Source organism: Parabacteroides timonensis, from assembly GCF_900128505.1.
Taxonomy (GTDB): domain Bacteria; phylum Bacteroidota; class Bacteroidia; order Bacteroidales; family Tannerellaceae; genus Parabacteroides; species Parabacteroides timonensis.
The window spans coordinates 515,252-528,076 of record NZ_LT669941.1 but is presented as its reverse complement, the minus strand read 5'-3'; the positions used below and the strand labels follow the sequence as shown (position 1 = coordinate 528,076).

Genomic DNA, 12,825 nt, shown 5'->3' with positions numbered 1-12,825 from the left:
TATACTAAGTTTATTATTGTTTGTTCAAATACCAGTTATACAAAAGTTCTACTCCTTCGGCAATTTCTATCCGGTGGCGCCAGCCCAGGGCATGGAGTTTGCTTACATCGGTTAACTTTCGCAAAGTTCCATCGGGCTTGGATAAATTAAAGGTAAGTTCACCTTCAAAACCGATCTTTTCCCGGATCAGGGTAGCCACATCTTTAATGGATAATTCTTTTCCCGTACCTATATTAATATGTGTGTTACGGACTTCATTACCGTCAGGACGGACATCTGCGAAATCGATATGCTCCATTATATAAACGGAAGCATCCGCCATTTCCTCACTCCAAAGGAATTCACGAAGCGGTTTTCCTGTTCCCCAAAGCTCCACTCTACCCGGATAAATTCCATACTTTTCAAGGATAGCCAAAATATCTTTTTCAGAAGAATCTCCTGATACTCCTTCCACCGGACGTGCGTTCAAATCCTTGCGTAACGCTTCCCAGTCGGCTGTATGCAAACATTTTGCCAGATGGATCTTACGGATCATAGCCGGAAGGACATGAGAAGTTTCCAGGTTAAAATTATCGTTTGGACCGTACAAATTCGTCGGCATCACAGCGATATAATTGGTTCCATATTGCAGGTTATAGCTTTCGCACATTTTTATCCCTGCGATCTTTGCAATAGCATATGGTTCATTGGTATATTCCAGAGGTGATGTCAACAGACAGTCTTCCGGCATTGGCTGGGGAGCTTCACACGGATAAATACAGGTGCTCCCCAAAAACAAAAGCTTCTTTACCTTATTAATATAGGAGGCATGGATCACATTATTCTGTATCATCAGATTGATATAAATAAAATCCGCACGATACACACTGTTTGCCATAATGCCTCCGACATGAGCAGCCGAAAGGAACACATATTCAGGCTTCTCAGCAACAAAAAATTCATTTACTGCCAACTGATCGGTCAGGTCTAATTCTGCATGCGTACGCAAAACAAAGTTCGTATACCCCTTCTGTTGCAGGTTCTTCAAAATTGCCGATCCAACCAGGCCACGATGTCCGGCTACGAATATTTTACTATCTTTATTCATTCCTTTATCAGTTTCAATAAATATTGACCATATTGATTTTTGATCATTGGGGCAGCAAGCTCTTTCAGTTTAACCGCGTCGATCCAGCCTTTCCGGAAAGCGATTTCCTCCAAACAAGCGACTTTCAATCCCTGACGTTTTTCAATCACTTCGACAAAGGTAGAAGCTTCCGAAAGCGAGTCGTGCGTACCTGTATCAAGCCAGGCAAAACCACGCCCTAACAGTTGTACTTTTAGTCCTCCATCATTCAGGAACTCCTGATTGACTGTTGTGATCTCCAGTTCTCCACGTGATGACGGCTTAATATTCTTTGCCACTTCAACCACTCTATTCGGATAGAAATAGAGTCCTACCACAGCATAGTTCGATTTCGGAATTTCCGGTTTTTCTTCGATGCTCAACACGTTCCCGTCTTTGTCGAATTCGGCTACTCCATAGCGTTCCGGATCGTTCACGTAGTAACCGAACACGGTTGCTTTTTGTTCGTTCTCAACATTGTTAACGGCCTCTTTTAACATAGCCGTAAAGCTTTGTCCATAGAAAATATTGTCGCCTAAAACCAGGCAAGCCGAGTCATTTCCAATAAATTTCTCCCCAATAATAAAAGCTTGTGCCAAACCATCGGGCGAAGGTTGCTCAGCATACTCAAAACGGACACCATAATCCGAACCATCTCCCAGTAACCGACGAAATCCCGGCAAATCCAACGGAGTAGAAATGATCAATATTTCCCGTATTCCGGCCAGCATAAGAACGGATATAGGATAATAGATCATCGGCTTGTCATAAATTGGCAACAATTGTTTGGAAACACCCTTGGTGATTGGATACAAACGGGTACCCGAACCTCCTGCCAGTACAATACCTTTCATAAGAGCAGACTTTTTCTTGTGTATAATTTATTTTAACAGAGGACAAATGTATATAAAATATTCCGGTTTGCCTTTACCTTAAAACCTTTCTTTCCTAAGCTTTGTTACAGTATAAATTCTTTAATTTTTAAAAGTTACTCAATATGAATGCATTTAACGAAAAAATTAGTTCCGCCGTACAGAACTGGTGGGTTTCACTTCTCCTGGGATTACTCTATATCCTGATTGCTATATGCCTAATGTTCACACCACTGGCCAGTTATGTTGCTTTAAGTATTCTTTTCAGTGTTGCCATGTTCGTTAGCGGTACGCTCGAGATACTGTTTGCCGTATCGAATCGGAAGCATATTTCCAGCTGGGGTTGGTATCTGGCTGGCGGTATCATTGATCTGATACTTGGTATTTATCTGATGGCTAGTCCGGGTCTAAGTATGACTGTCCTTCCTTTCATCCTGGCTTTCTGGCTAATGTTTAGAGGCTTCTCCTCTACCGGTTATGCTATGGATCTGAAACGGTTCGGGACCGGTAACTGGGGTTGGTATATGGCTTTCGGTATCTTGGCTATTATTTGCAGTATTGCAATTATCTGGCAACCGGGATTAGGAGTTTTCACACTGGTTTATATGATTGCCTACGCACTGCTTATCATCGGTATCTTCCGGGTTATGCTATCTTTTGAACTAAGAAGCTTACATAAGAAATACGAGAAAGAATAGAACTAAAGTTTCACCTAGGTGAAACTTTAGTTTCGTCCGGAGGAAACAATAGTTTCGTCCGAAAGAAACTAAAGACGCTTCAGCAAACTTTCACATTAGATTGCTCTCTCGTTTATATATGTACAGATATTATGCATAATATCAAAGTATGGTGATGATAGTAACATCAAAAGAAAGAAAGCTGATTATCAATAAGGCTTTTCATCTCTCTATCCTTTATAATATCTCCATCCTTCACATTCCCAATCAGCATAGGTGAATTCTTATCGTGCTTTCTACTATTAAACTCGGCTGTATTATAATTTCCTTTGATCGCATAACAATAGATGCATCCATTAAGACAACTCTCGTAAGTCCCTATGTCGATACTCTCTATACAATTGCAGATATCCCGCTGGTTTTTATCTTTCCTGGCAGAAATAGGATAACCGATAATGGTTTCTATCAGCTTTCTATCGACACACGACCCGCTTGGAATTCCCAAATGAGTCAGATCAACTTTCTTTGTGCAGGTATCAAATTCAATCGAAGGATATTGATCCATCATCTGTTTAAAAGATACAGCCATTTCTTCAATTTCTTCTTTCTTTAAAGGATAAATTTCCAATTTACCTACTTCACTACGAATATGCTGATAATGATCTATGAAACCAAGCATACACCGACCTGTATGCTCCTTTAGCTTATAAGCAATTTCAGCAAATGTATTCTTATGAAAAGAAACATCATATTTCTTATTTGTGAATAAAGGATCGTATCGCCAGACAACTTTTTCTTTTCCTATTTTATCAGAGAGCCGTTTAAATATTTCAATACGTTTTTCTATAGAAGGTATATGATTTTCTATTTCTTCACCATAAGGATTCAGTGTAAACTGAAAATAATACTTATAATCCTTCAATCCATCCAATCGATCTATCATGGGACTTGGATTCTTTGTCCAAAAGACAAAACAATCAACAACAGCCGGATTTAACTCTATCCTGCTGATCATTTTGGGATTATACGGATTGGGAACCAACACATATTTTTCTTTAATCCGATTAAAGAACCATTCCGAATAAAAGGCCGGGATGTCTGTCCGCCTACTTGCACTTATTATCATATCACGAATATAGGCATAATAAACATCTCGTCTTCATTGAAAAACAAAAAAATATCTAATCATCTGCCGCTCTTACCTGTTATAATCATTTGTTCAATTGAAAAAATAACGTAGTTTTGTAACGCTATAAAAAACGGGAAAACACATTTCAGATTAAATCTAACTAAAAATAATAGTCACCGTGAAGAAGGAAGATGAAGAAAAGGTAATCGGGCTACCGGAAAATGCCTACAGGGAACTCAAAGAAGGAGAAGTTTATAACCCCATTATGTCACCCGACAAGCAATATAAGGAAGTGACTCCGTGGTCTGTATTCTGGGGGCTGGTAATGGCCGTGATATTCAGTGCTGCCGCAGCCTATCTGGGCTTAAAAGTCGGACAGGTATTCGAAGCAGCTATTCCTATCGCCATCATTGCCGTAGGTTTATCAAGTGGACTTAAACGAAAAAATGCATTGGGGGAAAACGTTATTATCCAATCTATCGGAGCTTGTAGCGGCGTAATTGTAGCCGGAGCCATCTTCACCCTCCCTGCCCTTTATATCTTACAGGATAAATATCCGGAAATCACTATCAACTTTTTCGAAGTATTCATGAGTTCACTGCTGGGAGGTATTCTCGGTATCCTATTATTGATCCCATTCCGGAAATACTTTGTTTCAGATATGCACGGTAAATATCCGTTCCCGGAAGCTACAGCCACTACGCAGGTGCTGGTTTCCGGTGAAAAAGGCGGCAGTCAGGCTAAACCTCTTATTCTGGCTGGTCTGATCGGCGGTCTGTACGATTTCATTATAGCCACCTTCGGTTGGTGGAGCGAAACAATAAGCACCCGTATTGTCGGAGTCGGTGAAATGCTGGCAGACAAGGCAAAGGTGGTAATGAAAGTAAATACCGGAGCAGCCGTACTGGGACTCGGTTATATCATCGGTTTGAAATATTCCGCAATTATCTGTGCCGGCTCATTCCTGGTATGGTTAGTGATTATTCCGTTAATGTCTGCCTTCTTCGGCTCAGATGTACTGACTTTAGGAAATGACGCAATCACAGCAACAGTTGGCAGTATGAGTGCAGAACAGATATTTACTACTTACGCCCGCCATATCGGTATCGGAGGTATTGCAACTGCCGGTGTAATCGGTATTATCAATTCATGGGGTATTATTCGTGGAGCTGTCGGCCTGGCTGCCAAAGAATTGAAAGGTAAAAATACGGAAGTTGATACGGAAACGATACGTACCCAGAAAGATTTATCGATGAAGATCATCACGATCGGTATTTTTGCTACGCTGATCGTTACTTATCTGTTCTTCCACTTCGGCGTATTGGATAACTGGTATTATGCCCTGATCGGTCTGTTGATCGTCGGTATTATAGCTTTCCTGTTTACGACTGTTGCAGCCAATGCCATTGCTATCGTAGGAACCAACCCGGTTTCCGGCATGACATTGATGACACTGATCTTATCGTCAATTATCCTGGTTGCTGCAGGTCTGAAAGGAACTGCCGGTATGGTATCGGCACTGATTATCGGAGGTGTTGTTTGTACAGCGCTGTCTATGGCCGGCGGTTTTATCACCGACCTGAAAATCGGTTACTGGATAGGAAGTACACCGGCCAAGCAACAGACCTGGAAGTTCCTCGGCACACTTGTTTCAGCTGCTACCGTAGGTGGTGTAATTCTGATTCTGAACCAGACATACGGTTTTACAACCGGACAACTGGCTGCACCACAAGCCAACGCTATGGCAGCTGTTATCGAGCCACTGATGAGTGGCTCGGGAGCACCCTGGGTGCTTTACGGTATTGGAGCCGTTTTGGCTATTATCCTGAATTTCTGTAAGATTCCGGCATTGGCTTTCGCACTAGGTATGTTTATCCCGATGGAGTTGAACACTCCGTTGTTGATTGGGGGAGCCATCAGCTGGTATGTAGGAAGCCGTAGTAAAGACCAGGCACTGAATACAGTACGTTTAGAGAAAGGGACGCTGCTTGCTTCCGGATTCATTGCCGGAGGTGCTTTGATGGGAGTTATCAGCGCTGCCTTACGATTCGGCGGTATCAACCTTGTTAATGAGAAATGGCTGGAAGGGAACTTTGCAGAACCGTTAGCTGTTGTAATGTATATAGCATTGATGGCTTACCTGGCGATAAGTTCACTGAAAGCAAAAAAAGAATAAGATAAATAATGGATGCACCGGTAGTTAATGTTGGGATTATGACGCAGAAGGCTGTCTCTTTCGTATTCAACGGAGAGTATATCCATACGGAGAATAGTGCCTTCCTGACCGGGGAACAACGAGCGTTGTTCGTAAACGGGAATATTGTATACAACGGCAAGCTGTACAAAGAACTTTTCTTTGAACCGGCTTCACCAGACTCCTCATTCGACCTGAAGGCCGTTACGATCGGAGTTGATTTCCACTGGCAGCGCCAGGAGGATCAACGCTTCAAAGGGTCTTTGAATCTGGTAGCAGGAAATGAAGGCATTGTTGTGATCAACAGTATCGATGTTGAAGAATACCTTACCAGTGTTATCTCGTCAGAGATGAGTGCTACCGCGTCGAAGGAGTTGCTGAAAGCACACGCCGTCATCTCACGCAGCTGGCTATTAGCCCAGATAGAAAAGAATTTCCGCCTGGGCAATACTTCGGAGAAATACCGGAGTTGTCATCGTGAACATGATCAGTTGATCCGTTGGTACGACCGTGAAGACCATACGATGTTCGATGTATGTGCCGACGATCATTGTCAACGTTATCAGGGCATCACCCGGGCCTCGACACCAATTGTCCGGGAAGTGATTCACGAAACCCGTGGTGAGATCCTGACAGATGGTGAATCTATTTGTGACGCTCGCTTCTCGAAATGTTGCGGAGGTGTAACCGAACAGTTCGAACATTGCTGGGAACCGGTGCCTCACTCTTATCTGACAGCTATACGTGACAGTAAAAAAGCCTCTTTTCCGGACCTGACCGATCCAATCGAAGCAGAAATGTGGATACGCAATTCACCGGAAGCATTCTGTAACACAACTGACAAAGAGATACTAAGCCAGGTGTTAAATAACTACGACCAGGAAACAACCAATTTCTACCGTTGGCAAATATCTTATACTCAAACTGAGTTGGCCGAACTGATCCACCGTAAAAGCGGTATCGATTTCGGCGAGATACAAGACCTTATCCCACAGGAAAGGGGAACTTCCGGTCGGATAGAGAAACTGAAAATTATAGGAACACGCCGGATATATACGATCGGTAAGGAACTGGAGATACGGCGTACATTATCAGAAACGCATCTTTACAGTTCGGCATTCGTGATAGACAAAGAAGATATCCGTATCAACATCCCTCAACGTTTTGTATTAACAGGGGCCGGATGGGGTCATGGAGTGGGGCTTTGCCAGATCGGAGCTGCGGTAATGGGAGCACAAGGATATTCTTATACGGAAATATTGGCACATTACTTCCGAGGATCACAGATAGAAAAAAGATATTAAACTGATATACTAAAAAGGCCGCTGATCTCACGATAGCGGCCTTTTTTTTTGTGTTTACCTATCTTATCGGCTACGAGTTGTAGCCGGTTTGTCTTGACTCTCACGAGCTCTAACGGTTACAAAGGAACAAACAAAGCTACAAGGTGGCAAACAAAATAGATTAACGGGTGTAATTTCCCCACGAAAAGGGTTATTATGCCGATAAAATGAACCTGACTCCAACCAGGAGAATCCGGATAAAGAGCTTACATTTATATAAAAATAGCTATCTTTGTCTCCGAACATTTGACAGGGGGATGCCCTCCTGCTCTACTTAATAAGTCCCGATAAATGAACAGCTATATAATTCTCTCGATCATTGCTATTTATTTTGGTATCCTATTACTCATCGCATGGATCACAGGAAGAAAGAGCACCAGCAATGATGCTTTTTTTCTTGGTAACCGTAAATCCCCTTGGTACATAGTTTCTATCGGAATGATCGGGACATCGCTTTCGGGAGTAACTTTTGTTTCTGTTCCTGGAATGGTGCGTAGTATAGATATGACTTATATGCAGACGGTTCTGGGATTTTTCTTCGGATATATATTGATTGCCAAAGTTCTTCTGCCGCTTTACTATAAACTGCAACTGACTTCCATCTACGCCTATCTGGGCGACCGTATCGGACGACGGAGTTATAAGACAGGGGCCTCTTTTTTCCTTCTATCCAAGATCGTGGGAGCAGCGGCAAGGCTTTATCTGGTTGTCCTTATTTTGCAACATTATGTATTCAGTACCTGGAACATACCTTTCTGGGTAACTGTTGTGATAAGTATATTCCTTGTCTGGCTCTACACTTATCGCAGTGGCATTAAAACTATTATCTGGACCGATACGCTCCAGGCCCTTTGCCTGATTGCCATGCTGATCGTTATCATCTGGAAGGTGAAAGATGCGATGGAACTGGATATGAATGGCATGGTACAAACACTGGTAGCCAATCCTCATTTCCGTATTTTTGAATTTGATGACTGGCACAGCACGCAACATTTCGTTAAGCAGTTCTTCAGTGGTATCTTTATCACCATCGTAATGACCGGACTGGATCAGGATATGATGCAAAAGAACCTATCCTGCAAAAGCCTGAAAGATGCGCAAAAGAATATGTACACCTATGGATTTGCCTTTACACCGGTCAACTTCCTGTTTCTCGCGCTGGGTGTCCTGTTATTATCACTGGCAGCTCAGAAAAACATTGCATTGCCCGCACTGAATGACGACATCTTACCGATGTTCTGTACTTCCGGAATTCTGGGACATTCTATCCTGATCTTCTTTACCATCGGGATCATCGCAGCAGCATTCAGTAGCGCCGACTCTGCCCTGACGGCACTTACCACTTCCTTTTGCGTTGATATTCTGGGAGTAGAAAAGGAGGAAGCACACAAGGCCAAGCGTACCCGGTTGATGACTCATTTACTTATCTCGGTGCTGTTTGCAATAATTATCCTTATCTTTAAGGCCGTAAACAGCCGTAGTGTGATTGACGCCATCTACATGATTGCATCTTATACGTATGGTCCTTTACTCGGATTATTTGTCTTTGGCCTGTTCACTAAAAAACAACCACGTGACAAATATGTTCCTTATATATGTATTCTCTCACCGCTAATCTGCTTTGCGATGGATTATCTGGTGAAACAGCAGACAGGTTATACCTTCGGTTACGAAATGTTGATGGTAAACGGCGCCATCACCTTCTTCGGACTATGGGCAGCCTCAGTTAAGTATAAATCAACAAAAGATTAATTAATATGGAAATTAAAAGTGCAGAATTTGTTATCAGCAACACAGACGTAAAGAAATGCCCCGCAGGAAACTTTCCGGAGTATGCCTTTATAGGGCGAAGTAATGTAGGCAAATCCTCCCTTATCAATATGCTGACCGGCAAAAAAGGCTTGGCAATGACTTCACAGAAGCCGGGAAAAACATTGCTTATCAATCATTTCATGATTAATAACAACTGGTTCCTGGTCGACCTTCCCGGTTATGGCTTTGCCCAGCGCGGAAAAGAAGGACGGGAGAATATCCAGCGAATTATCGAAGATTATATCCTGGAACGTGAACAACTGACCAATCTCTTTGTGTTGCTCGACTGTCGCCATGAAGCACAAAAAATAGACCTGGAGTTTATGGAATGGCTAGGAGAGAATGGCGTACCTTTCTCAATCATCTTCACCAAGATCGACAAAATAAGCAAAGGACGTTTGAAAGAGAACCTGAAAGCTTATCAGGACAAATTACTGGAAACCTGGGAAGAACTCCCTCCCATTCTCTTATCCTCTTCCGAGAAAAAAGAAGGACGCGAAGAAATTCTCAATTATATTGATGATATAAATAAAAGTTTAAAAGGTTAAACTTATCCGGGAGCGAGATGGTATCAGGTTGCATGGATATCGCCACAATTATGCCGGAGTGGATAGTGTCCACTCCGTAAGGTTGCGCCTCGCCAAGTATAATTGCCGTGCGACCTCAGCCTCCAATTGCCTCCTTTAGTTTCGCAATCATCTCTTCATACTCCTGATCCGACAAATAAACTTTTTGAGGGTTCATTGTAAATGTACCGCCAAAGTCGGGACCATCCTCATATTTAGGAGCCAGGTGAAAATGAAGATGCGAGAGTTTGTCGGAATAAGCTCCGTAATTTATCTTCTGTGGGTTAAATACTTTCTGCATAGCACGTGTCACCTTCACCACATCCGCCATAAACGCATTGCGTTCATCATCGCTCAACATATTCAGATCATGTACATGCTCTTTATAGGCAACAAGACAACGCCCATAATATGTCTGTTCTTTAAAAAGGAACAACGTGGAGACAGATAATGGAGCTATCTCGATCATCAGATCATGCAAAGTCTGATTGTTCGTGCAATACAAACAATCCTTGGGATCACTTAATTTCATATTATATCAGATTTCATTTATAATTCCCGCGAAAGTAAACATAAAGCCCGGTAAAAGCAAGAAACTTTTACCGGGCTTTTATACATACAATAGGATAATTTTAGTAACTAATCTTACAACCGATGAAATAACTACGCGGAATACCCGGGCCATAAATATATCCCGCATCCCGTTCCGGTCCCTTATCAAAGTCATCCTGATAAGAGTTAAAGATATTCTGAACACCAGCATTTACCTGTAATGTAACTGATTTGTAAAGAGGGAAATCATAAGCTACCTTCACATTCAGGTCAAAGAAATCCTTTGTCTTTTCTTCCTTATCCTCCGGAATATAACCAGCCAGGTGCTGAACCAGCATACTACCGGTATAAGTACCCGTCAACGAAGCGGTCAGCCGCTTTATCGGAGTAAATGAAGATGTAAAATAACCGTATACATCCGGCGAACGGAACATTTTCTTCTGAGGTGCGATATTCTCATTCTCACTCCAAGTTTCCGGCTCTTTATAACGACTGCGCTGAACGGTTGTACCCGCTTGTAACTGTAACCATGAATAGACAGCTTTCGCTTCCAGGTTAATACCCATCACACGGGCACCTTTTCCGTTACGACGTTCCATCAACAGATTGTTGTCTTCATCACGTCCTATTTCTTCGAGAATGAAAACATTCCGCAGGTCTGTGTAGAAACCTTCTACAAGGAAGTTTGTCTGCACCGGACCGAAGCGGCGGTAAAAGTCAGCAGACACACTCACACTCTGCGAATTTTCTTCTTTCAGATCCGGGGATATCTGTATGATTGCCACATCACCACCAACAGCCGTTATATGTAAATCTTCATCAAATGCCTGAGGAGCACGGAAACCACTTGAATAAGACATACGCAGGTTAATATCGCTGCTCGGATTAAAACGGACATTGGCACGCGGACTGAATATCGCATGGTCGATCAGGTTATGTTTGTCCATACGCGCACCGACAAGAAAACTCCATTTTTCATTCTTCCATTCGTTCTGCAGGAAGACACTACCGATATGCACCGTCTGTTCGATCGTACGATGATAGCCCAACATCTTATCCTGCAAATCATCATAGTTATACTCGGCTCCCCCGGTAAACTCGGCTGGCATAAAAAGACATTTTTCCCACTCATAGGAATATTGCGCACCACCTACAAAGGTCATATCCGTTGTGCTACCATAGGCATTCGGGTTCTTTCCGGCACCGTAATAACTACTTCTCTGCGTATGCTGGGCTGAGGTATACACATTCAGGCGATGTTTGTAATCTTTCGAAAACAGGTCGAACTTCAAGCCGCCACCATTAATATTATGTTCCGTCTGCTCGGCGATATTCGCTTCATGAGGAGGTAAATCCAACAGGTCACCACCACGACGGTATTCGTTGATGTTATGGTACTCGAAAGTCAGCTTCGAATAGGTACTTGTTTTCAGATAGGAACGAAAACCAAGTGTACGGGCATTCAGTTTTCCGAGTTCGGTATATCCGTCGCCATCATGGTCATAAGCACCACGATAACGGTTCTGCCCGAACATATAGATACCGGCTTTATGATCGTCCGTCACCAGCGAAGCATTTATCGTCGTATTGTTATCCGGACGGTCGCCACCTACCATTGTCAACGAGTGGGCGATCTGTGCCGAGTTTCTCAACGGTTCTTTAGTGATAATATTGATTGTTCCGGCAATAGCGGAAGAACCGAACAGAGCCGATCCTCCCCCACGCATAATCTCCACACGCTCAATCATATTAGCCGGAATCTGTTCCAGACCATATACGCCGGTCAACGCACTGAAGATAGGCCGACTGTCTACCAATATCTGCGTATAAGGGCCTTCCAGACCATTGATACGTACCTGCTGGAAACCACAGTTCTGACAGTTGTTTTCCACACGTACACCTGGCTGAAAGTTCAAACCGTCAGCCAGAGAAGTCGCATGTGTAGTCTCGAATGTCTTCGAATCCAGCACATTCACCAGAGAAGGAGCCAACCGGCGGGTCGTCTCATTCCGGTTGGCAGAGACAACGACACCATCCAAAGAGACGGCATCCTCTTCCACTTCGAGATTTACTTCCAATGTTTTACCTTTCTTCAAGGTAACCGGTTTCTCTATCGTTTTATACCCCAACGTTTTCATCACCAATGTAAACTTTCCTTCAGGCAGGTTCTTTAGATAATAATGCCCGGTAGCATCAGTCGTTGTACCGATGGTCGTACCTTTTAAAAAGACAGTGATAAAAGCCAGATGCTCTCCCGTTTCCTTATCCAGTATGTGCCCTACGATATTGGCATCCGAAGGGTTCAGGGCAGGAGCATCATCTCCCCATGCTGATGTAACGACACAATACAGGCATAGTATAAGTATAAAAATCTTATTCATTGCAATTTGTTCTGATAAATATATAATGTACTAATCTACGACCAGGCACCTTTTAATTGAAAGTACCCGACGTTTTATATTTTTGACCTAGGTAGAAAAGCTTTACCACCCAGATCGAAAACAATTATCACCTAGGTCGAAAATGTTTACTACCAAGGTCAAATAATTAAAAGTAAGGGACGTTTGTATTAACA

General features: G+C 42.9%; 10 protein-coding genes. 5 read left to right on the top strand and 5 right to left on the bottom strand.

Translation table 11 applies throughout. The annotated features are described in order from the left end of the window. Positions 1 to 13: 13 nt before the first annotated feature. Positions 14 to 1,087, bottom strand: coding sequence for a GDP-L-fucose synthase family protein (locus tag BQ7394_RS09675; RefSeq protein ID WP_075557256.1), 1,074 nt, complete (start codon positions 1,085 to 1,087; stop codon positions 14 to 16). Further along, a complete protein-coding gene (rfbA, locus tag BQ7394_RS09670; RefSeq protein WP_075557255.1) occupies positions 1,084 to 1,959 on the bottom strand; it encodes a glucose-1-phosphate thymidylyltransferase RfbA in 876 nt (291 codons plus the stop codon). The genes BQ7394_RS09675 and rfbA overlap by 4 nt, the downstream gene beginning before the upstream one ends. A 143-nt stretch (positions 1,960 to 2,102) precedes the next feature. Between rfbA and BQ7394_RS09665 the strand changes: the two genes are divergently transcribed. Next, positions 2,103 to 2,675, top strand: coding sequence for an HdeD family acid-resistance protein (locus tag BQ7394_RS09665; RefSeq protein WP_075557254.1), 573 nt, complete (start codon positions 2,103 to 2,105; stop codon positions 2,673 to 2,675). A 166-nt stretch (positions 2,676 to 2,841) separates the two neighbouring features. On the opposite strand, the gene BQ7394_RS09660 is transcribed toward BQ7394_RS09665, so the two are convergent. Continuing rightward, positions 2,842 to 3,780, bottom strand: coding sequence for a DUF1848 domain-containing protein (locus tag BQ7394_RS09660; protein WP_075557253.1), 939 nt, complete (start codon positions 3,778 to 3,780; stop codon positions 2,842 to 2,844). Between the two features lie 181 nt (positions 3,781 to 3,961). Between BQ7394_RS09660 and BQ7394_RS09655 the strand changes: the two genes are divergently transcribed. From BQ7394_RS09655 to yihA, 4 genes are all read left to right on the top strand, one after another. After that, positions 3,962 to 5,959: an OPT family oligopeptide transporter gene (locus BQ7394_RS09655; RefSeq protein WP_075557252.1), complete on the top strand. Its 1,998-nt coding sequence runs from the start codon at positions 3,962 to 3,964 to the stop codon at positions 5,957 to 5,959. 8 nt (positions 5,960 to 5,967) lie between these two features. Next, positions 5,968 to 7,281 (top strand): SpoIID/LytB domain-containing protein, encoded by a 1,314-nt coding sequence (locus BQ7394_RS09650; protein WP_075557251.1) that lies wholly within the window; start codon positions 5,968 to 5,970, stop codon positions 7,279 to 7,281. A gap of 330 nt (positions 7,282 to 7,611) precedes the next feature. Continuing rightward, complete coding sequence (locus BQ7394_RS09645) at positions 7,612 to 9,072, top strand: sodium:solute symporter (RefSeq protein ID WP_075557250.1); 1,461 nt, start codon at positions 7,612 to 7,614, stop codon at positions 9,070 to 9,072. Positions 9,073 to 9,077: 5 nt separating this feature from the next. Further along, the gene (yihA, locus tag BQ7394_RS09640; protein ID WP_075557249.1) at positions 9,078 to 9,680 is read left to right on the top strand and encodes a ribosome biogenesis GTP-binding protein YihA/YsxC; all 603 of its coding nucleotides are present in this window, start codon (positions 9,078 to 9,080) and stop codon (positions 9,678 to 9,680) included. Positions 9,681 to 9,795: 115 nt separating this feature from the next. Here the strand turns inward: yihA and BQ7394_RS09635 are convergent, their stop codons facing one another. Both BQ7394_RS09635 and BQ7394_RS09630 read right to left on the bottom strand, forming a co-directional pair. Then, complete coding sequence (locus tag BQ7394_RS09635) at positions 9,796 to 10,230, bottom strand: HIT family protein (RefSeq protein ID WP_075557248.1); 435 nt, start codon at positions 10,228 to 10,230, stop codon at positions 9,796 to 9,798. A gap of 100 nt (positions 10,231 to 10,330) precedes the next feature. After that, entirely contained in the window at positions 10,331 to 12,631 is a 2,301-nt protein-coding gene (locus BQ7394_RS09630; protein WP_075557247.1) for a TonB-dependent receptor, read from the bottom strand. Positions 12,632 to 12,825 lie beyond the last annotated feature (194 nt).